Source organism: Pseudomonas guariconensis, assembly GCF_015680235.1.
GTDB lineage: Bacteria > Pseudomonadota > Gammaproteobacteria > Pseudomonadales > Pseudomonadaceae > Aquipseudomonas > Aquipseudomonas guariconensis_A.
Genome location: NZ_JADLJL010000011.1, coordinates 1 through 21,609, shown reverse-complemented (window position 1 = coordinate 21,609; position 21,609 = coordinate 1). Strand labels below are relative to the sequence as shown.

At 64.2% G+C, this 21,609-nt stretch carries 18 protein-coding genes; 8 read left to right on the top strand and 10 right to left on the bottom strand.

The window, feature by feature from the left end:
• Nucleotides 1-2 precede the first annotated feature (2 nt).
• The 8 genes from rseP to rpsB all read right to left on the bottom strand — a co-directional run bounded on the left by rseP (nt 3) and on the right by rpsB (nt 7,440).
• Complete coding sequence (rseP, locus tag IRZ56_RS10235; protein WP_196144844.1) at nt 3-1,355, bottom strand: RIP metalloprotease RseP; 1,353 nt, start codon at nt 1,353-1,355, stop codon at nt 3-5.
• 46 nt (nt 1,356-1,401) lie between these two features.
• Entirely contained in the window at nt 1,402-2,592 is a 1,191-nt protein-coding gene (ispC, locus tag IRZ56_RS10230; RefSeq protein ID WP_196144843.1) for a 1-deoxy-D-xylulose-5-phosphate reductoisomerase, read from the bottom strand.
• Nucleotides 2,589-3,404, bottom strand: a complete 816-nt coding sequence (locus IRZ56_RS10225) for a phosphatidate cytidylyltransferase (RefSeq protein WP_196144842.1) — start codon at nt 3,402-3,404, stop codon at nt 2,589-2,591. The genes ispC and IRZ56_RS10225 overlap by 4 nt, the downstream gene beginning before the upstream one ends.
• Nucleotides 3,404-4,159, bottom strand: a complete 756-nt coding sequence (uppS, locus tag IRZ56_RS10220; RefSeq protein WP_196144841.1) for a polyprenyl diphosphate synthase — start codon at nt 4,157-4,159, stop codon at nt 3,404-3,406. The genes IRZ56_RS10225 and uppS overlap by 1 nt, the downstream gene beginning before the upstream one ends.
• Nucleotides 4,160-4,175: 16 nt before the next feature.
• Complete coding sequence (gene frr / locus IRZ56_RS10215; RefSeq protein ID WP_196144840.1) at nt 4,176-4,733, bottom strand: ribosome recycling factor; 558 nt, start codon at nt 4,731-4,733, stop codon at nt 4,176-4,178.
• Nucleotides 4,730-5,473 carry a UMP kinase gene (pyrH, locus tag IRZ56_RS10210; protein ID WP_084854362.1) on the bottom strand — a complete coding sequence of 248 codons (744 nt, stop codon included), beginning with the start codon at nt 5,471-5,473 and terminating at the stop codon, nt 4,730-4,732. Before pyrH ends, frr begins: the two co-directional genes overlap by 4 nt.
• Nucleotides 5,474-5,653: 180 nt before the next feature.
• The gene (gene tsf / locus IRZ56_RS10205) at nt 5,654-6,517 is read right to left on the bottom strand and encodes a translation elongation factor Ts (protein ID WP_196144839.1); all 864 of its coding nucleotides are present in this window, start codon (nt 6,515-6,517) and stop codon (nt 5,654-5,656) included.
• Between the two features lie 185 nt (nt 6,518-6,702).
• Entirely contained in the window at nt 6,703-7,440 is a 738-nt protein-coding gene (rpsB, locus tag IRZ56_RS10200) for a 30S ribosomal protein S2 (RefSeq protein ID WP_196144838.1), read from the bottom strand.
• Nucleotides 7,441-7,787: 347 nt separating this feature from the next.
• On the opposite strand from rpsB, the gene map reads away from it, so the two are divergent.
• The 3 genes from map to dapC are packed head-to-tail and all read left to right on the top strand — an operon-like array spanning nt 7,788 to nt 12,528.
• On the top strand, nt 7,788-8,570 hold the full coding sequence (map, locus tag IRZ56_RS10195) for a type I methionyl aminopeptidase (RefSeq protein ID WP_196144837.1): 783 nt from the start codon (nt 7,788-7,790) through the stop codon (nt 8,568-8,570).
• Nucleotides 8,571-8,606: 36 nt separating this feature from the next.
• Nucleotides 8,607-11,309: a [protein-PII] uridylyltransferase gene (locus IRZ56_RS10190; protein WP_196144836.1), complete on the top strand. Its 2,703-nt coding sequence runs from the start codon at nt 8,607-8,609 to the stop codon at nt 11,307-11,309.
• A 22-nt stretch (nt 11,310-11,331) separates the two neighbouring features.
• On the top strand, nt 11,332-12,528 hold the full coding sequence (dapC, locus tag IRZ56_RS10185; protein WP_196144835.1) for a succinyldiaminopimelate transaminase: 1,197 nt from the start codon (nt 11,332-11,334) through the stop codon (nt 12,526-12,528).
• 157 nt (nt 12,529-12,685) lie between these two features.
• On the opposite strand, the gene IRZ56_RS10180 is transcribed toward dapC, so the two are convergent.
• Nucleotides 12,686-14,332 carry a Na+/H+ antiporter gene (locus IRZ56_RS10180; RefSeq protein WP_196144834.1) on the bottom strand — a complete coding sequence of 549 codons (1,647 nt, stop codon included), beginning with the start codon at nt 14,330-14,332 and terminating at the stop codon, nt 12,686-12,688.
• Between the two features lie 353 nt (nt 14,333-14,685).
• Here IRZ56_RS10180 and IRZ56_RS10175 point away from each other — a divergent pair, with 353 nt between their 5' ends.
• The 4 genes from IRZ56_RS10175 (at nt 14,686) to IRZ56_RS10160 (ending at nt 17,800) form a co-directional block, all read left to right on the top strand.
• The gene (locus IRZ56_RS10175) at nt 14,686-15,033 is read left to right on the top strand and encodes an ArsC family reductase (RefSeq protein WP_196144927.1); all 348 of its coding nucleotides are present in this window, start codon (nt 14,686-14,688) and stop codon (nt 15,031-15,033) included.
• 41 nt (nt 15,034-15,074) lie between these two features.
• A complete protein-coding gene (gene dapD, locus IRZ56_RS10170; RefSeq protein WP_084854346.1) occupies nt 15,075-16,109 on the top strand; it encodes a 2,3,4,5-tetrahydropyridine-2,6-dicarboxylate N-succinyltransferase in 1,035 nt (344 codons plus the stop codon).
• 78 nt (nt 16,110-16,187) lie between these two features.
• Nucleotides 16,188-17,393 carry a cysteine desulfurase gene (locus IRZ56_RS10165; protein WP_196144833.1) on the top strand — a complete coding sequence of 402 codons (1,206 nt, stop codon included), beginning with the start codon at nt 16,188-16,190 and terminating at the stop codon, nt 17,391-17,393.
• Complete coding sequence (locus IRZ56_RS10160; RefSeq protein WP_196144832.1) at nt 17,390-17,800, top strand: SufE family protein; 411 nt, start codon at nt 17,390-17,392, stop codon at nt 17,798-17,800. Before IRZ56_RS10165 ends, IRZ56_RS10160 begins: the two co-directional genes overlap by 4 nt.
• An 84-nt stretch (nt 17,801-17,884) precedes the next feature.
• On the opposite strand, the gene tcdA is transcribed toward IRZ56_RS10160, so the two are convergent.
• Nucleotides 17,885-18,694, bottom strand: a complete 810-nt coding sequence (gene tcdA, locus IRZ56_RS10155; protein WP_196144831.1) for a tRNA cyclic N6-threonylcarbamoyladenosine(37) synthase TcdA — start codon at nt 18,692-18,694, stop codon at nt 17,885-17,887.
• A 229-nt stretch (nt 18,695-18,923) separates the two neighbouring features.
• Here tcdA and IRZ56_RS10150 point away from each other — a divergent pair, with 229 nt between their 5' ends.
• Nucleotides 18,924-21,515, top strand: a complete 2,592-nt coding sequence (locus IRZ56_RS10150; RefSeq protein ID WP_196144830.1) for a glycosyltransferase — start codon at nt 18,924-18,926, stop codon at nt 21,513-21,515.
• The last annotated feature ends 94 nt before the right edge of the window (nt 21,516-21,609 follow it).

The window sequence follows — 21,609 nt, the reverse complement described above, 5'->3', positions numbered from 1 at the left end:
TTTTATAGTCGACCCAGATCGTTGATCAGGGCGAGCAACATCACCCCAATGACCAAACTGATACCGATCTGGACCCCCCAACCTTGCACCCGATCCGAAAGCGGACGACCGCGCGCCCACTCGATCAGGTAGAACAGCAAATGCCCCCCATCCAATACGGGGATGGGCAGCAGGTTAAGAACCCCCAGGCTTATGCTCAGGTAGGCCAGGAAATTCAGGAAATCCCCCACGCCCGACTGGGCTGAAGCGCCCGCCACTTTAGCAATGGTTATCGGTCCACTCAAGTTTTTTACCGAGAGCTCCCCGAACAGCATTTTCTTCAGCGATTCGAGGGTCAGGACGCTCATGTTCCAGGTCCTCGACAGGCTCTGGGCAACAGCATCCAGCGGCCCGTAGCTGACTTCGCGGACCATGTCGGCGGGCCATTCGGCGCCCTTGACGCCTGCCCCCAGGTACCCACCGGAGGCCTGCCCTTCACCGCGCCGAGCCAAGGTCACCGGGACCTCCAGCTGGGCACCGTCGCGCTCGACGCGAAGCTGCACCTTGGCCTCGGGGCGGGCGCGAACACTGTCGACCACCTGCTGCCAATCGTTCAGGGCGACGCCATCGAGGCTCAGCAGCCGATCGCCGGTCTTGAGCCCGGCAGCGGCGGCCGGGCCCTTCGGGTCGATCTCGGCCAGCACCGGCGCAATGGCCGGGCGCCACGGGCGCAAGCCCAGGGACTGGATCGGGTCCGGTTCGTCCACGCCTTTGAGCCAGTGGCTCAAGGTGATTTCATACTGGCGCTCCACCGTACCACCCTGGTCGAGCACACCGACCTTGAGGGTGCCGCTTTCGCCGAGACGACGCACCAACTGCAGGTTGACCGCCGACCAGCCATTGGTCGGCTCGCCATCGATGGACACCACTTCCTGACCGGCGGCCAGGCCGGCGGAAGCCGCCAGGCTACCCGACTCGACCGCACCGATTACCGGGCGCACCTGCTGAGTGCCGAGCATGGCCAGGACCCAGAAGAACAACAAGGCGAGGAGGAAGTTGGCCACGGGGCCGGCCGCGACGATGGCGATACGCTGGCGCACCGGCTTGCGATTGAAAGACTGCTCGACCAACGCAGGCGGCACTTCACCTTCGCGCTCGTCGAGCATCTTGACGTAGCCACCCAGGGGGATGGCCGCCACCACGAACTCAGTGCCGTGGCGGTCGTGCCAGCGCAGCAACGGCGTGCCAAAGCCCACGGAGAAGCGCAGCACCTTGACGCCACAGCGTCGAGCCACCCAGAAGTGGCCGAATTCGTGGAAGGTGACCAGCACACCCAGGGCTACCAGGGTGCCGACTATCATGTAGAGCGCTGTCATACCTGTCTCCGAATGACGTTCAGCCCATCCCTGGAACTACCAGACATCAGTAACCGTGACGCCTCAACCACTCCCGGGACAGCTCCCGGGCCCGCTGGTCCGCGGCGAATACTGCCTCCAGCGAAGGCAACGGTACCACGGGTTCCTGGTCGAGCACCTGTTCGATCATACCCGCGATCTCTGGGAAGCGGATACGCCGCTGGAGAAATGCCTCCACGGCCACTTCGTTGGCCGCATTGAGCACGGCCGGCGCGCTGTTGCCCGCTTCGGCCGCCTGGCGCGCCAGGCGCAGGCAGGGAAAACGCTGCTCGTCGGGGGCCTGGAAGTCCAGGCGTGCGATGGCGAACAGGTCCAGCGGCGCGACACCGGAGTCGATGCGCTCCGGCCAGGCCAGGGCATTGGCGATCGGTGTGCGCATGTCGGGGTTGCCCAGCTGCGCGAGCACCGAGCCATCGACATAGTCGACCAGCGAATGAATGACACTTTGCGGGTGGACCACCACCTCGACCTTGGCCGGCGCCGCATCGAACAGCCAACAGGCTTCGATGAGCTCCAGGCCTTTGTTCATCATGCTCGCCGAGTCGACCGAGATCTTGCGCCCCATGGACCAGTTGGGGTGGGCACACGCCTGCTCCGGCGTGACATCGGCCAACGCTGCGGCCGGTGTCTCACGGAACGGCCCGCCCGAGGCGGTCAGTAGGATGCGGCGCACGCCGACCTGGGCCAGCCCGCGGGCATGATCGGTAGGCAGGCACTGGAAGATCGCGTTGTGCTCGCTGTCGATCGGCAGCAATACGGCGCCACTGCGCCGCACGGCGTCCATGAACAGCGCGCCGGACATCACCAGCGCTTCCTTGTTGGCGAGCAATACCTTCTTGCCCGCCTCCACGGCCGCCAGGGTCGGACACAGGCCTGCGGCACCGACGATGGCAGCCATCACCGCGTCCACCTCCGGCGCCGAGGCGACCTGGCACAGCCCGGCCTCCCCTTCCAGCACTTCGGTGGTGGAACCGGCACCCACCAGGCCGTCACGCAAGCGCGCGGCAGCCTCGGCGCCGGGCACCACGGCATAGGCCGGGCGGTGCCGTACGCACAGGGCGAGCAACTCATCGAGACGGGAATAGCCGCTCAGGGCAAACACCTGGTAGCGCTCTGGGTGGCGGGCGATGACATCCAGGGTACTCAGGCCGATGGAGCCGGTGGCACCCAGCACCGTAATACGTTGCGGCTGGCTCACATCACACCCCATTCGGCAGCCCAGAGCAGTACGGCGAACATCGGGATCGCCGCGGTCAGGCTGTCGATACGGTCGAGCACGCCACCATGGCCGGGCAGCAGGTTGCTGCTGTCCTTGATGCCTTCGCGGCGCTTGAACATGCTCTCGGTCAGGTCACCGATCACCGAGGACATCACCACGACCACTGCACCCAGCAGGCCGAGCAGCACATCACCGATGCTCCAGTCGCGGGCCAGGCCCACGCCCAGGGTGATCAGCAGGCTCACCGCCATGCCGCCATAGACGCCTTCCCAGCTCTTGCCGGGGCTGACCTGCGGCGCCAGCTTGCGCTTGCCGAAGGCCCGGCCGGAGAAGTAAGCACCGATGTCGGCGGCCCACACCAGCACCATGACAGCCAGGATCAGCCAGTTGCCCAGCGGCCAGTGCTTGAGCAGCACCAGGCCCTGCCAGGCCGGCAGCAGCACCAACAGCCCGATCAGCAGGCGACAGGCGGCGCTGTTCCACAGCTCGCTGCTGCGCGGGTAGGTAAGCACCAGCCAGGTGGCCAGCCCCCACCAGATCACCGAAGCACCGAGCACCCAGGGCGCCAGGTCCGGCATCAGGTAAAGCAGCATCAGCGCCCCGGCGACCACCGCCGCATAGGCCAGGCGCAACGGCTGGGCGACGAGCCCGGCCAGGCGCGCCCACTCCCAGGCGCCGAGCGTGACGACCAGGCCGATGAACAAGGCGAAGTCCCCACCGTTGAGCAGGAAGAAGCCGCCCAGCGCGACCGGCAACAGGATCAGCGCGGTAATGATGCGTTGTTTAAGCATTAAGCACGAGCTCCAGCCTCGACCTGCTCGCTGGTCTTACCGAAGCGGCGCTGGCGCGAAGCGAAATCGGCCAGGGCGGTACGCATGGCCTCGTGTTTGAAGTCCGGCCAGTACAGGTCGGAGAAGTACAGCTCGGCATAGGCCAGCTGCCACAGCAGGAAGTTGCTGATGCGATGCTCGCCCCCAGTGCGAATGCACAGGTCGGGCAGCGGCAGGTCGCCTGTGGCCAGGCAGGTTTGCAACAGGCCCGGGGTGATGTCCTCGGGACGCAGGTGGCCGGATTGGACTTCACGTGCCAGGCGTTGCGCTGCCTGGGCGATGTCCCACTGGCCACCGTAGTTGGCGGCGATCTGCAGGATGAAACGGTCGTTGCCGGCGGTCAGGGCCTCGGCTTCGCGCATGGCAGCCTGCAGCTCGGGATGGAAACGCGAACGGTCGCCGATGATGCGCAGGCTGATCTTGTTCTCGTTGAGGCGCTTGGCCTCGCGGCGCAGGGCCGTGAAGAACAGTTCCATCAGCGCACCGACCTCATCGGCCGGCCGCTGCCAGTTTTCGCTGGAGAAGGCGAACAGGGTCAGCACCTCGACCCCGGCCTCAGCGCAGACTTCGATCACCGCACGGACCGCATCGACGCCGGCCTTGTGCCCGGCGACGCCGGGCAGCAGGCGTCGCTTGGCCCAGCGGTTGTTGCCATCCATGATGATCGCGACATGACGCGGCACCGAAGGCGATGCCGCTGGCTTGGTCTTTTCCATGAAAGAAACCCTGGCCTCAGACGGCCATCAGGTCCTTTTCCTTGGCCTTGAACGCAGCGTCGATCTCAGCGACGAACTTGTCGGTCAGCTTCTGGATCTCGTCCGCTGCACGACGCTCTTCGTCTTCGCTGATTTCCTTGTCCTTGGTCAGCTTCTTGAGGTCGGCCAGTGCATCGCGACGCACGTTGCGCACGGCTACCTTGGCATCCTCGGCGACGCCGCTGGCCTGCTTGGTGTAGCCCTTGCGGGTTTCCTCGGTCAGGGCCGGCATCGGCACACGGATGGTGGTGCCTGCGCTGGACGGGTTCAGGCCCAGGTCGGAGGTCAGGATGGCCTTCTCGATGGCGGCGCTGAGGTTCTTGTCGTGGGCGACGATCTTCAGGGTACGGGCGTCCTCGACGGTGACCGCAGCCACCTGGTTCAGTGGCATCTCGCTACCCCAGGCCGGGACCTTGACGCTGTCCAGGATGCTTGGGTGGGCGCGACCGGTACGGATCGCCGCCAGGTTGCGAGCCAGAGCCTCGATGGACTTGCCCATGCGCTCCTGCGCGTCTTTCTTGATGTCGTTGATCATGCTTGGCCTTCCTCGATCAAAGTACCTTCAGCGCCACCCACCACGATGTTCAGCAGGGCGCCAGGCTTGTTCATGTTGAATACCCGCAATGGCATCTTGTGGTCGCGGCACAGGCAAATTGCGGTCAGGTCCATGACACCGAGCTTGCGATCCAGGACCTCGTCGTAGGTCAGGTGATCGAACTTCTCGGCGTGCGGGTCCTTGAATGGATCGGCAGTGTACACACCGTCTACCTTGGTCGCCTTCAGCACGACGTCAGCATCGATTTCGATGGCGCGCAGGCAGGCTGCGGAGTCGGTGGTGAAGAACGGGTTGCCGGTGCCGGCGGAGAAAATTACCACATCCCCGGAGTTGAGGTGACGAATAGCTTTGCGGCGATCGTAATGGTCGGTGACGCCAACCATGGAAATGGCCGACATGACCAGGGCCGGGATGTTCGAACGCTCCAGGGCGTCACGCATGGCCAGGGCGTTCATCACGGTGGCCAGCATCCCCATATGGTCGCCGGTGACGCGGTCCATGCCGGCTGCGCTGAGCGCGGCGCCGCGGAACAGGTTACCGCCGCCGATCACCAGGCCAACTTGGACGCCGATGCCGACCAACTGGCCGACTTCCAGGGCCATGCGATCCAGTACCTTCGGGTCGATCCCGAACTCTTCCGAGCCCATCAGGGCCTCGCCGCTAAGTTTGAGCAAAATGCGTTTATAGCGGGGTTGGCGACCACTCACCTGCTGGGCCATTGCGAGTTTCTCCTGGGGCGTGCTTTTAGAAAATTCGTGCGGGCTGTTTGCAGCCTGCTAACTGTAGCGTGGCGCTGCTTCAGCGCCAGCGGATGCGCGAGGGATAAACCCGCATCCGTTTTGACAAAGAGGCTGCGCGCGTGAGCGGGCAGCCTCTTTGGGGCGACAGACGGGGCTGTCTTACTGCTTGGCGGCAGCTACCTGGGCGGCAACTTCTTCAGCGAAGTTGTCGACCGGCTTCTCGATGCCTTCGCCGACCTTGAAGTAGGTGAAGGAAACGATTTCAGCACCGGCTTTCTTGGCCAGTTCGCCAACCTTGACTTCCGGGTTCATGACGAACGCCTGCTCTTTCAGCGAGGCTTCGGCTTTGAACTTGGTGATACGACCGTTGATCATGTTCTCAACGATGTTTTCCGGCTTGCCGGCGATCTTGTCGGCGTTCAGTTGCAGGAAGACGTTCTTCTCACGCTCGATGGCCTCGGCGGAGATTTCCGACGAATCCAGGAACTCTGGGTTCGAAGCTGCAACGTGCATGGCGATGTTCTTGGCCAGCTCGACGTCGCCGCCCTTCAGGACGACAGCAGCGCCGATCTTGTTGCCGTGCAGGTAGGCGCCGACGACGTCACCTTCAACGCGGACCAGGCGACGGATGTTGACGTTTTCGCCGCACTTGGCGACCAGGGCTTCACGAGCGGCTTCACGCGAAGCGATCAGCGGAGCGGCGTCGGTCAGCTTCTGGGCGAAGGCTTCTTCGATGCTTTCAGCAACGAAGTTCTTGAAGTCGTCTTGCAGGGCCAGGAAGTCGGTCTGCGAGTTCACTTCCAGCAGGACAGCGGACTTGCCGTCGGTCTTGACTGCGATGGCGCCTTCGGCGGCAACGTTGCCAGCCTTCTTGGCGGCCTTGATGGCGCCGGAGGCACGCATGTCATCAATGGCTTTCTCGATGTCGCCGCCGGCCTTTTCCAGGGCCTTCTTGCAGTCCATCATGCCTTCGCCGGTACGCTCGCGCAGTTCTTTGACCAGCGCTGCAGTAATTGCTGCCATTTCAAAATCCTCTTGGAAAGTTTTTCAACCATTCCACCCGCTCGTCACGGGCGTTCAATTCTGCAAATCCACTGCTGTCACTTCAGCAGCCCCATGATGCGCGGACGTGCTGACAGCAGGATTTCAAGGTGGCAAAAAGGGGGCCTAGCCCCCTTTTTGCGTGCCAAGTAGACGCCGGGCGTCAATTACTCGGCAGCAGGTGCAGCCGCTTCTTCAGCGTAGACTTCGGTGCCGCCGGCAACGTTGTTGCGGCCGCGGATGACGGCGTCAGCCATCGAAGTCATGTACAGCTCGATGGCGCGGATGGCGTCGTCGTTGCCTGGGATGACGTAGTCAACGCCTTCCGGGCTGCTGTTGGTATCGACAACGCCGATGACCGGGATGCCCAGCTTGTTGGCTTCGGTGATAGCGATGCGCTCGTGCTCGACGTCGATGACGAACAGTGCGTCAGGCAGGCCACCCATGTCCTTGATACCGCCCAGGCTGCGATCCAGTTTTTCCAGGTCGCGGCTGCGCATCAGGGCTTCTTTCTTGGTCAGCTTGGCGAAGGTGCCGTCTTCGGCCTGGGTTTCCAGGTCGCGCAGACGCTTGATCGAAGCACGGATGGTCTTGTAGTTGGTCAGCATGCCGCCCAACCAGCGGTGGTCAACGTATGGCGAACCGCAACGAGCTGCTTGCTCGGCGACGATCTTGCCAGCGGAACGCTTGGTGCCGACGAACAGGATCTTGTTCTTGCCCTGGGCCAGGCGCTCGACGAACGACAGAGCGTCGTTGAACATCGGCAGGGTTTTTTCCAGGTTGATGATGTGGATCTTGTTGCGCGCGCCGAAAATGAACTTGCCCATTTTCGGGTTCCAGTAACGGGTCTGGTGGCCGAAGTGCACACCGGCCTTCAGCATATCGCGCATGTTGACTTGGGACATGATAGTTCCTTGATAAGTCGGGTTGGGCCTCCACGTATCCCAATGACCAACCCACAGGCTCGCGAGCTTGGGGCACCCAGGTCATCGTGTCGACACGTGTGTGGGTTAAGGCTTCCGGGGACCTCCCCCGAAAGCGGCGCATTTTATACCACAGACCACGGGCGAACGGAACCCGGGTGATGCCTCGTCCGTCAGCGATTTTTGCAGCCTGCAGGCAATCGCGCCAGAATTGCCTACTGACTAGACAGCAGAACCTGCGCCTTTATCCCCACAGATTGACGCCCCGCTCTGCTAGAATCCGGCCTTTCCCGTTTGTTCGCGCCCTCGGGGCGCCGTAGAGAGCCTGTATGACCGTCACCATCAAGACCGCAGAAGACATCGAGAAGATGCGCATCGCCGGCCGCCTGGCCGCCGAAGTCCTCGAGATGATCGAAGAACACGTCAAGCCCGGTGTCACCACCGAGGAGCTCGACCGCCTCTGCCACGACTATATCGTCAACGTCCAGCAGGCCATCCCGGCGCCGCTCAACTACAAAGGCTTCCCCAAGTCGATCTGCACCTCGATCAACCATGTGGTCTGCCACGGCATCCCTAACGAGAAGCCGCTCAAGGATGGCGACACCATCAACATCGACGTCACCGTGATCAAGGACGGCTATCACGGCGATACCAGCCGCATGTTCCACGTCGGCACCGTCGCGCCTTGGGCCGAGCGCCTGTCCAAGGTCACCCAGGAATGCATGTACAAGGCCATCGAACTGGTCAAGCCTGGCTGCCGCCTGGGCGATATCGGCGAGGTGATCCAGAAGCACGCCGAGAAGAACGGCTTCTCGGTGGTGCGCGAATTCTGTGGCCATGGCATCGGCAAGGTGTTCCATGAAGAGCCGCAGGTACTGCACTACGGCCGCGCCGGCACTGGCATGGAACTCAAGGAAGGCATGACCTTCACCATCGAACCGATGATCAACCAGGGCAAGGCCGACACCAAGGTGCTGGGCGACGGCTGGACCGCCATCACCAAGGACCGCAAGCTTTCCGCCCAGTGGGAGCACACCATCCTGGTGACCGCCACCGGCTACGAGATCTTCACCCTGCGCAAGGACGACACCCTGCCGCGCACCTCGGCCTGACCCGTCCCAGGGCCAACAATACAGGAACGCGACTCGATGCCCCAGGTGGATCCCGAGCTGTTCGACCGTGGCCAGTTCCAGGCGGAACTGGCGCTCAAGGCAAGCCCCATCGCTGCCTTCAAGAAAGCCATCCGCCAGGCCGGCGCGGTGCTCGACCGGCGCTTTCGCGAAGACGGCGAGATCCGCCCGCTCATCGAGGACCGCGCCTGGTTCGTCGACAACATTCTGCAACAGGCCTGGAACCAATTCGACTGGCGCGACCAGGCCGGCATCGCCCTGGTCGCCGTCGGCGGCTATGGCCGTGGCGAGCTGCACCCCTGGTCGGACATCGACCTGCTGATCCTGCTCGACAGCGCCGAACACGAGCAGTACCGCGACGCCATCGAACGCTTCCTTACCTTGCTGTGGGACATCGGCCTGGAAGTGGGCCAGAGCGTTCGCACCGTCGAAGAGTGCGCCGAACAGGCCAAGGCCGACCTGACGGTGATCACCAACCTGATGGAAAGCCGCACCATCGCTGGCCCCGAAGCCTTGCGCCAGCGTATGCTGGAGGTCACCAGCACCGAACATATGTGGCCGAGCAAGGAGTTCTTCCTAGCCAAGCGCGCCGAACTCAAGGCCCGCCACCACAAGTACAACGACACCGAGTACAACCTCGAGCCCAACGTCAAAGGCTCCCCGGGCGGCCTGCGCGACATCCAGACCGTGCTCTGGGTGGCTCGTCGCCAGTACGGCACCCTGAACCTCCATGCCCTGGCCGACGAAGGCTTCCTGCTGGAGAGCGAGAACGAGCTGCTGGCCTCCTCCCAGGCCTTCCTGTGGCGGGTGCGCTATGCCCTGCACATGCTTGCCGGGCGTGCCGAGGACCGTCTGCTGTTCGACCACCAGCGCAGCATCGCCGCATTGCTCGGCTACAGCGACGAGAACCCCAAACGCGCCATCGAACAGTTCATGACCCAGTACTACCGGGTGGTGATGAGCATCAGCCAGCTGTGCGACCTGATCATCCAGCATTTCGAAGAGGTGATCCTCGCCGACGACGACAGCAGCACCACCCAGCCGCTGAATGCGCGCTTCCGGCTGCATGACGGCTATATCGAGGCGGCCAACCCGGCCGTGTTCAAGCGCACCCCGTTCGCCATGCTGGAAATCTTCGTGCTGATGGCCCAGCACCCGGAGATCAAGGGCGTGCGGGCCGACACCGTGCGCCAGTTGCGCGAACACCGCCACCTGATCAACGACAAGTTCCGCAACGATATCCGCAACACCAGCCTGTTCATCGAACTGTTCAAATGCGAGATCGGCATTCACCGCAACCTGCGGCGGATGAACCGCTACGGCATCCTCGGGCGCTACCTGCCGGAGTTCGGCCTGATCGTTGGGCAGATGCAGCACGACCTGTTCCACATCTATACGGTCGATGCCCATACCCTCAACCTGATCAAGCACCTGCGCAAGCTGCAGTACACGCCGGTCTCGGAGAAATTCCCGCTCGCCAGCAAGCTCATGGGGCGCCTGCCCAAACCCGAGCTGATCTACCTGGCCGGCCTCTACCATGACATCGGCAAGGGCCGCCACGGCGACCACTCCGAGCTGGGCGCGGTGGATGCGCAGGCCTTCTGCGAACGCCACCAACTGCCGGCATGGGACAGCCGGCTGATCGTCTGGTTGGTGCAGAACCACCTGGTGATGTCCACCACCGCCCAGCGCAAGGATCTTTCCGACCCGCAGGTGATCAACGACTTCGCCCTGCACGTGGGCGACGAAACCCGCCTGGACTACCTCTACGTGCTGACCGTGGCCGACATCAACGCCACCAACCCCAGCCTGTGGAACTCCTGGCGCGCCAGCCTGCTGCGCCAGCTCTATACCGAGACCAAGCGCGCCCTGCGCCGGGGCCTCGAGAACCCGCTGGACCGCGAGGAGCAGATCCGCCAGACGCAGACCGCGGCGCTGGACATCCTGGTGCGCGAAGGCACCGACCCGGACGACGTGGAGCAGCTGTGGGCCCAACTGGGCGACGATTACTTCCTCAAGCACACCGCCGCCGACGTTGCCTGGCATAGCGACGCGATCCTCCAGCAGCCGGCCGATGGCGGCCCGTTGGTGCTGATCAAGGAAACCACTCAGCGCGAGTTCGAGGGCGGCACGCAGATCTTCATCTACGCCCCCGACCAGCACGACTTCTTCGCCGTGACCGTGGCCGCGATGTCCCAGCTCAACCTGAACATCCATGACGCGCGGATCATCACCTCCAGCAGCCAGTTCACCCTCGACACCTATATCGTCCTGGACAACGACGGCGGCTCGATCGGTGACAACCCGCAGCGGGTCAAGCAGATCCGCGACGGCCTGACCGAGGCCCTGCGCACCCCCGAGGACTACCCCACCATCATCCAGCGTCGGGTGCCGCGCCAGCTCAAGCACTTCACCTTCGCCCCGCAGGTGACCATCCACAACGATGCCCAGCGACCGGTGACCATTCTGGAGATCACCGCCCCCGACCGCCCCGGCCTGCTGGCACGGATCGGGCGCATCTTCCTGGAGTTCGACCTGTCGCTGCAGAACGCCAAGATCGCCACCCTAGGCGAACGGGTGGAAGACGTATTCTTCATCACTGACGCCGACAACCAACCGCTGTCGGACCCGCAACTGTGCCTGCGCTTGCAGGAGGCGATCATCAAGCAGCTGCAGGCCGGCCAGGCCAGCGACACCAGCACTCCCCGCGTGACCTTCTAACGATTGACGAGACCTTGCGCCGATGAACCATGCCCTGACCCAGCTTCAGCCCTACCCGTTCGAGAAACTCCGTGCCCTGCTGGGCAGCGTGAAGCCTGCGGCGGACAAACGCGCCATCGCCCTGTCGATCGGCGAGCCGAAGCATGAATCGCCGGCGTTCGTCGCCAAGGCCATGGCCGACAATCTCGACAAGCTGGCGGTGTACCCGAGCACCATCGGCCTGCCCGCCTTGCGCCAGGCCATCGGCCAATGGTGCGAGCGCCGCTTCGGCGTACCGGCCGGCTGGCTCGATGCCGACCGCCACATCCTCCCGGTCAACGGCACCCGCGAGGCGCTGTTCGCCTTCACCCAGGCTGTGATCAACCGCGCCGACGACGGCCTGGTGGTCAGCCCCAACCCGTTCTACCAGATCTACGAAGGCGCGGCCCTGCTCGCCGGCGCCACCCCGCATTACCTGCCATGCCTGGAAAGCAATGGCTTCAACCCCGATTTCGACGCCGTACCGGCCGAGGTATGGCAGCGTTGCCAGATCCTGTTCCTCTGCTCGCCAGGCAACCCGACTGGCGCCCTGGTGCCGATGGACACCCTGAAGAAGCTGATCGCCCTGGCCGACGAGCATGATTTCGTGATCGCCGCCGACGAGTGCTACAGCGAGCTGTACTTCGATGAAGATGCGCCACCACCTGGCCTGCTGAGCGCCTGTGCCGAGCTTGGCCGCAGTGACTTCAAGCGTTGCGTGGTGTTCCACAGCCTGTCCAAACGCTCCAACCTGCCGGGCCTACGCTCGGGCTTCGTCGCCGGCGATGCCTCGATCATCAAGCCGTTCCTGCTTTACCGCACCTACCACGGCTGTGCTATGCCGGTGCAAACCCAGCTGGCCAGCATCGCGGCCTGGCAGGACGAGGCCCATGTCCGCGAAAACCGCGACCAGTACCGGGCCAAGTACGACGCGGTGCTGGCGATTCTCCAGCCGGTGATGGACGTGCAGCGCCCGGATGGCAGCTTCTACCTATGGGCCAAAGTGCCGGGCTGCGATGCCAATTTCACCCGCGACCTGTTCGAAGCCCAGCATGTGACCGTGGTACCTGGTTCGTACCTGTCGCGTGAAGTCGATGGCGTGAACCCAGGCGCGGGCCGGGTGCGCATGGCGCTGGTCGCGCCGCTGGCCGAGTGCATCGAGGCGGCGGAGCGGATTCGCGAGTTCCTGCAGAACCGTTGATTGGCCTTGGGGCGCTTTGCGCCCCACTTCCCGGAAAAAACCGCTCCATTTGATTTTGCAAGATTCTGTGGGAGCGGGCTTGCCCGCGATTGGGCCAGACCCGATATCACCGTCGCCCTTGATCGCGGGACAAGCCCCACCGGGTTTACCCGCAGCGCTACCTGACCTGCCCCAGGTTCGCCTCGCTCATGTCCAGTTCCCCCAGCACCTGGCGCACCACTTCATCACCCACCAGATGCTTGCGGTGCAACTCGTACAGCTCCAACCGCTGCGCCCGCAACGCACGCACCCGTAGCCGCCGCTCCAGCAAGTCCATTTGCTCGGCCAGGGCCCGAGCTTCGGCGGTGTCGTTGTAACTGTTCAGCTCATCGCGGTATTCGGCCATCAAACGCGCCTTGAGCTCCACCGCCAGGGTTGCCTGGGCTGCATCCTGAGGGGCATTGGCATCGACCACTTCCTCAGCCTCCAAGGCATGGATCGCCGCCTCGGCTGTACGTCGCCAGGCATCCTGCACCTCTTGGCGCAAGCGCTCGTCCGGGCTCTTGGTCACGCCGCGCAGCAACAGGGGCAAGGCGATGCAGGCACTGATCAAGGACAACAAGATCACACCGGCGGCAATGAAGATCAGCAAGTCACGCTCCGGGAAGGCCTTGCCCGCGCCCATCAGCAGCGGCACCGACATCACGCCCGCCAGGGTCACCGCTCCACGCACGCCACCGAGTGTCAGCAACAGGCAGGACCGGGTGGTGGGCACCAGCACCAGCTCCGGCTTGCCGCGCCAGCGACGCACCACGCCGATCGCGCGCCAGATGCTCTGCACCCAGACGAAGCGCAGCGCTACCAGCGCCACGAAGATCGCCAGCACATCCAGGCAGCGCCAGGCCAGCGACGGCCAAACCGCCATTTCATCGCTGACCACAGCCTTGATGATGTCCGGCAATTGCAGGCCCAGCAGCAGGAAGATCAGGCCATTGAAGGCGAACTCCAGCAGCGACCAGACGCTGCGGTTGAGCAGGCGCGTGCTGGTCTGGCGCGGCAGCAGGTCGAGCCAGCTCTGCATCATGCCGGCCGCCACCGCCGAAAGAATGCCGGAGACACCCAGGCGTTCGGCCAGCACATAGGCGGCGAACGGCAGCAGCAACATGAACACCACATGGGTGGCCGGATCGTCCCAGCCACGGGCGATCATCCAGGCCCGCAGGCGACCGATCAGCCAGCTCAGGGCCACGCCGACCGCCAGGCCACCGAGGGCGACGATGAGGAAGGTGAAGCTGGCTTCGGTCAGCGAGAACACCCCGGTGATCGCTGCGGCCAACGCGAACTTGAACGTGACCAGGCCCGAAGCATCGTTCATCAGCGCCTCGCCCTGAAGCATGTGCATCAAAGGGGTGGGCAGGCGATCCTGGGTGATGGCCGACACCGCCACGGCGTCGGTGGGCGACAGCACAGCCGCCAGGGCGAAGGCGACCGGCAAGGGGATGCTCGGCAGGATCCAGTGGATGAAGTAACCCGCGCCCACCACAGTGAACAGCACCAACCCCACCGCCAGCGCCACCACCGGCCCGCGCAGGCGCCACAGCTCGCGCTTGGGCATACGCCAACCATCGGCGAACAGCAGCGGGGGCAGGAACAAGAACAGAAACAGCTCCGGGTCCAGCGCCACATGCAAGCCCAGGGTCGGCCAGGCCAGCAGCGCGCCGGCGGCGATCTGTACCAGCGGCAACGGCAGCGGCACCACCCGCCCGACCAGTTTCGACACGCTTACCAGCGTCAGCAGGATGAGGACGGTATAGGCTGACTGCATCGGCAAAGCTTCCTGTGTAATCCGAATAAAGCGACAACGGGGCGAATCCTCGCCATTGAAACACTATGTTAGCGGCGGACAGGGAAACGAGGCCGCTGCACGATAGTCGCAGGGGAAGAGTGAATATGTAACATGATGATACGTTAGGAGACAGGGTGCCTGGTTTCGAGGTTGCGCCAAGACGAACACCGCGTGCCGCCGCGATGCCGCCCAAGCGCCGCGCGATCTACCCTGCACCGAAAACCTCAAGCCCGTGTACACCCGTGGCGCTCCAGGGTTGGTTCCCGCATAATCCCGCGACTGACAATCGAAAACGGAGAAATTGGGGCGGCCTTCGAACCCCAATGCACACGATGACCTACACGCTCTACGGCATCAAAGCCTGCGACACCATGAAAAAGGCACGTACCTGGCTCGAAGACCAGGCCATTGCCTACGAATTCCACGACTACAAAACCCAAGGCATCGACCGCGACAGCCTCAACCGCTGGTGTGACGAGCACGGCTGGGAAGTGGTCCTCAATCGCGCCGGCACCACCTTCCGCAAGCTGGACGACGCCAGCAAGGCCGACCTCGACCAGGCCAAGGCCGTCGAGCTGATGCTGGCCCAGCCGTCGATGATCAAGCGCCCGGTACTCGACCTTGGCAGTCGCACCCTGGTCGGCTTCAAGCCCGACCTGTACGCCGCGGCACTGGCCTGAACCGCCTTCGCTTCAACCCCTTATTCGCATGAGGTAATCGCATGTCCACTACCCTGTTCAGCCTGGCCTTCGGCGTCGGCACCCAGAACCGCCAGGGCGCCTGGCTGGAAGTCTTCTACGCACAGCCGCTGGTCGCCCCGAGCGCCGAGCTGGTCGCTGCCATCGCCCCGATCCTCGGTTACGAAGGGGGCAACCAGGCCATCGCCTTCAGCAATGCCCAGGCAGCCCAACTGGCCGAAGCGCTCAAGGCCGTGGACGCTGGCCAGGCCGCGCTGCTGACCCGCCTGGCCGAAAGCCACAAGCCGCTGGTCGCCACCTTGCTGGCCGAAGACGGCGCCCTGACCTCCACCCCGGAGGCCTACTTGAAGCTGCACCTGCTGTCCCACCGCCTGGTCAAGCCGCACGGCGTGAGCCTGGCAGGTATCTTCCCGCTGCTGCCGAACGTCGCCTGGACCAACCAAGGCGCGGTGGACCTGAGCGAGCTGGCTGAGCTGCAGCTCGAAGCACGCCTGAAGGGCGAGCTGCTGGAAGTGTTCTCGGTGGACAAGTTCCCGAAGATGACCGACTACGTGGTCCCGGCCGGCGTGCGTATCGCCGACACCGCCCGTGTGCGCCTGGGCGCCTACATCGGCGAAGGCACCACCATCATGCACGAAGGCTTCGTCAACTTTAACGCCGGCACCGAAGGCCCGGGCATGATCGAAGGCCGTGTGTCGGCAGGCGTGTTCGTCGGCAAGGGTTCGGACCTGGGCGGCGGCTGCTCGACCATGGGCACCTTGTCCGGCGGCGGCAACATCGTCATCAAGGTCGGCGAAGGCTGCCTGATCGGCGCCAACGCCGGTATCGGCATCCCGCTGGGCGATCGCAACACCGTGGAAGCGGGCCTGTACATCACGGCCGGCACCAAGGTGAACCTGCTGGACGAGAACAACCAGCTGGTCAAGGTAGTCAAGGCCCGTGACCTGGCCGGCCAGACCGACCTGCTGTTCCGCCGCAACTCGCTGAACGGCGCGGTGGAGTGCAAGACCCACAAGTCGGCCATCGAGCTGAACGAGGCACTGCACGCCCACAACTGAGAACCATGACAGGTTCGAAGTGATAAGATCGGGTCTGGCCTAGCACCAGGCCCGATTTTCATTTCAGGTCCCGTGATCATGTTCCAGCCCTCCCCCTGGCGTGCCGATTTTCCCGCGATCGCCGCCCTGCAACGGCAGCACCAGACCTACCTGGACAGCGCCGCCACCACCCAGAAGCCCCAGGCCCTGCTCGACGCCCTGAGCCATTACTACCGCCACGGCGCAGCCAATGTACACCGCGCCCAGCACCTGCCCGGCGCCATGGCCACCCAGGCCTTCGAAACCAGCCGTGACAAGGTCGCCGCCTGGCTCAACGCCGGCGACGCGCGCCAGGTCGTCTTCACCCATGGCGCCACGTCGGCATTGAACCTGCTGGCCTATGGCCTGGAATACCGCTTCGAGGCCGGCGATGAAATCGCCATCAGCGCCCTGGAGCACCATGCCAACCTGTTGCCATGGCAGGAACTGGCCCGGCGCCGCAACCTGCGCCTGGTGGTGTTGCCGCTGGATGAACACGGCCACATCGACCTGAACCAAGCCTTGCAGTTGATTGGCCCCCGTACACGGTTGCTGGCGGTAAGCCAGCTGTCCAATGTGCTGGGCACCTGGCAACCACTGCCAGCGTTGCTCGCCCATGCCCAGGCCCAGGGCGCACTGACCGTGGTCGACGGTGCCCAGGGCATCGTCCATGGTCGCCACGACATGCAACAGCTGGGCTGCGATTTCTACGTGTTCTCCAGCCACAAGCTGTACGGCCCCGAGGGCGTCGGCGTGCTGTATGGCCGCCCGGGCGCATTGGAGCAACTGCGCCACTGGCAGTTCGGTGGCGAGATGGTGCAACTGGCCGACCACCACAGCGCCAGCTATCGCCCCGCACCGCTGGGCTTCGAAGCCGGCACGCCACCGATCGCCGGAGTCATCGGCCTGGGCGCGACCCTTGGCTACCTCGCCAGCCTTGACACCACCGCTGTCGCCAATCATGAAGCCAGCCTGCACCAGCATCTGCTGCGTGGCCTTGCCGACCGCGACGGCATCCGCATTCTTGGTACGCCGCAAGCGGCCCTGGCCAGCTTCGTGGTGGAAGGCGTGCACAACGCCGATCTTGCCCACGTGCTGACCGAGCAAGGCATCGCCGTGCGTGCAGGGCATCACTGCGCCATGCCGCTGCTCAGGGGCTTGGGGCTCGAAGGCGCGATTCGGGTCTCGTTGGCCTTGTACAACGACAGCGACGACCTGGCGCGCTTTTTCGATGCCCTCGACCAAGGCCTGGAGCTGTTGCGATGAGCCTGACGGCAGAAGCCAGCCAGGCGCTGGAGAGCTTCGAGCAGGCGCGTGGCTGGGAGCAGCGGGCGCGACTGCTGATGCAGTGGGGCGATCGACTGGAGCCATTGGCCGACGCGCAGAAGTGCGAAGCCAACCGCGTGCATGGCTGCGAAAGCCTGGTATGGCTGGTGGCCGAGAACGACCAGGGGCAGTGGCATTTCAAGGCCAGCAGCGATGCCCGCCTGTTGCGAGGACTGCTGGCCCTGCTGTTGGTGCGGGTGCAAGGGTTGCCGAGCGCGGAACTGGCCCTGGTGGACCTGCGCGGCTGGTTCACCCAGCTGGGGCTGGAGCGGCAGTTATCGCCGTCGCGCAGCAATGGCTTGCATGCGGTGTTGCAACGGATGGCGGAACTGGCCTCCAACCACTGACGAACGCTCCCACAGAGGTGCCCTGTTCTTTGCACGACAGCGCACTCGAAGGGCGGGATAACCCTGTAGGAGCGAGCAGGCCGCTTACTCTGGCCTGACCCGCTCCGAAGGCCGCCGCGCCCCTGCCACCAGTTTCTCCACCGCCTTGCTGGCCGCGACCATGCCGAAGGTCGCGGTCACCATCATCACCGCGCCAAAGCCACCGGAGCAGTCCAGGCGCACGCCCTCGCCCACGAAGCTCTTCTGCAGGCAGACGCTGCCATCGCCCTTGGGATAACGCAGCTGTTCGCTGGAAAACACGCAGGGCACGCCATAATTGCGCGACACATTGCGCGAGAAGTTGTAGTCGCGCCGCAGGGTCGAACGCACCCGCGAAGCCAGCGGATCGTTGAAGGTCTTGTTGAGGTCGCCGACCTGCACCTGGGTCGGGTCGATCTGCCCGCCGGCGCCACCGGTGGTGACGATGGCGATCTTGCGCCGGCGGCACCAGGCGATCAGGGCGGCCTTGGCCATCACGCTGTCGATGCAATCGATGACGCAGTCGAGCTGCTCGGTGATGTACTCGACCATGGTGTCGCGGGTGACGAAATCGGCCACCGCATGCACGGTGCACGCCGGGTTGATCGCCCGCAGGCGCTCGGCCATCACCTCGACCTTCGGCCGCCCCACCTGGCCCTCCAGGGCATGAGCCTGGCGGTTGGTATTGCTCACGCACACATCGTCGAGGTCGAACAGGGTGATCTCGCCCACGCCACTGCGGGCCATGGCCTCGGCCGCCCAGGAACCGACGCCGCCGATGCCGACGATCGCCACATGGGCCTGGCGCAGGCGCTCCAGGCCCTGCTCACCATACAGCCGGGCAACGCCGGCGAAGCGTGGATCTTCTGTGCTCATGCTCACCCCCTGAAAAAACGGCGCGCATTATATGCCAACAGGCCGGCCCTGGGGCCGCCATACCGCCCTTGTTAGTAAAGACCCTACAAACCCTGCTTTAATACCCCATCAAGCAAAGCGTCCTGGGCGATAGCCGAGCGGCTTCAGAACTTCATCGTGCGCGGGCAATCCAATCATTGCTTGCCCTGGCAAGGCCCGCCCCGCTCCCCCTTCGGAAACTGAAACACCTATGTCATCACGCAAATTCGGTCTCAACCTGGTGGTGGTCCTGGCCATCGCCGCGCTGTTCACTGGCTTCTGGGCGCTGATCAACCGCCCGGTGTCCGCCCCTGCCTGGCCGGAGCAGATCTCCGGCTTCTCCTATTCGCCATTTCGCCTCGGCCAAAGCCCGCAGAAAGGCCAATACCCCAGCGATGAAGAAATGCTCCAGGACCTGGAGCAGATGAGCAAGCTGACCGATAGCATCCGCATCTATACGGTCGAGGGCACCCAGGCGGACATCCCCCGCCTGGCCGAGGAGCTGGGCCTGCGCGTCACCCTGGGCATCTGGATCAGCCCGGACCTGGAACGCAACGAGCGTGAAATCGCCAAGGCCATCGAACTGGCCAATACCTCGCGCAGCGTGGTTCGGGTCGTGGTGGGCAACGAAGCGCTGTTCCGCGAGGAGATCACGCCCGAGGCGCTGATCGACTACCTGGATCGGGTGCGGGCTGCGGTGAAGGTCCCGGTCACCACCAGTGAACAGTGGCATATCTGGAAGGAAAACCCGGAGCTGGCCAAGCATGTCGACCTGATCGCCGCGCACATCCTGCCGTACTGGGAATTCGTGCCGATGAAGGACTCGCTGCAGTTCGTCCTCGACCGCGCCCGCGAACTCAAGCAGCAGTTCCCGCGCAAGCCGCTGCTGCTCTCGGAAGTCGGCTGGCCCAGCAACGGGCGCATGCGCGGCGGTGCCGACGCCACCCAGGCCGATCAGGCCATCTACCTGCGCACGCTGGTCAACACCCTCAACCGTCGCGGCTACAACTATTTCGTCATCGAGGCCTACGACCAACCTTGGAAGGCCAGCGACGAAGGTTCCGTCGGTGCTTACTGGGGCGTGTTCAACGCGGCACGCCAGCAGAAATTCAATTTCGAAGGCCCCGTGGTCGCCATTCCGCAATGGCGCGCCCTGGCCGTGGCCTCGGTGGTGCTGGCGCTGATCGCCCTGACAGTGCTGCTGATCGACGGCTCGGCCTTGCGTCAGCGTGGCCGAACCTTCCTCACCTTCATCACCTTCCTGTGCGGGTCGGTGCTGGTGTGGATCGCCTATGACTACAGCCAGCAATACAGCACCTGGTTCAGCGTGACCGTGGGCGTGCTGCTGGCCCTGGGCGCCCTGGGCGTGTTCATCGTGCTGTTGACCGAGGCCCATGAACTGGCCGAAGCGGTGTGGATCCACAAGCGGCGTAGGGAATTCCTGCCGGTGCAGGCGGACACAGCCTACCGGCCCAAGGTCTCGATCCACGTGCCCTGCTACAACGAGCCGCCCGAGATGGTGAAACAGACCCTCGACGCCCTGGCGGCCCTCGACTACCCGGACTATGAAGTGCTGGTGATCGACAACAACACCAAGGACCCGGCCGTATGGGAACCGCTCAAGGCCCACTGCGAACTGCTGGGCGAACGCTTCCGCTTCTTCCACGTCGCGCCGCTGGCCGGCTTCAAGGGTGGCGCGCTGAACTACCTGATCCCGCACACGGCCGAAGACGCCGAAGTGATCGCGGTGATCGACTCGGACTACTGCGTCGACCGCAACTGGCTCAAGCACATGGTCCCGCACTTCGCCGACCCGAAGATCGCCGTGGTGCAGTCGCCCCAGGACTACCGCGACCAGCATGAGAGCGCCTTCAAGAAGCTGTGCTACAGCGAGTACAAAGGCTTCTTCCACATCGGCATGGTCACCCGCAACGACCGCGACGCGATCATCCAGCACGGCACCATGACCATGACCCGCCGCTCGGTGCTGCAGGAGCTGGGCTGGGCCGAATGGTGCATCTGCGAGGACGCCGAGCTGGGTCTGCGGGTGTTCGAGAAAGGGTTATCGGCCGCCTACGCGCACAACAGCTATGGCAAGGGCCTGATGCCGGACACCTTCATCGACTTCAAGAAGCAGCGCTTCCGCTGGGCCTACGGCGCCATCCAGATCATCAAGCACCACGCCGCCGCCTTGCTGCGCGGCAAGGGCAGCGAGCTGACCCGCGGCCAGCGCTACCACTTCCTGGCCGGCTGGCTGCCCTGGATCGCCGATGGTATGAACATCTTCTTCACCGTCGGCGCACTGCTGTGGTCGGCCGCGATGATCATCGTGCCACAACGGGTCGACCCGCCGCTGATGATCTTCGCCATTCCGCCGCTGGCGCTGTTCTTCTTCAAGGTCGGCAAGATCATCTTCCTGTACCGCCGCGCCGTGGGCGTGGACCTCAAGGACGCCTTCGCCGCCGCCTTGGCGGGGCTGGCCTTGTCGCATACCATCGCCAAGGCGGTGCTGTACGGGTTCTTCACCAGCAGCATGCCGTTCTTCCGCACGCCCAAGAATGCCGACAGCCATGGCTTGCTGGTGGCGATTTCCGAAGCCCGGGAGGAACTGTTCATCATGCTCATGCTGTGGGGCGCGGCGCTGGGCATTTATCTGGTGCAAGGCCTGCCTGGCGCGGACATGCGCTTCTGGGTGGCGATGCTGCTGGTGCAGTCGCTGCCTTATGTGGCGGCGTTGGTGATGGCGTTCCTGTCTTCGCTGCCCAAGCCGGTGGAAAAAGCGGCCGAGCCGCAGCAGGCTTGAAACTATCAGGGCTGCTTTGCAGCCCAGTCGCCGGCAAGCCGGCTCCCACAGGTACAGCGCAAGTCTCAGGGGCTGCGATGCACCTGTGGGAGCC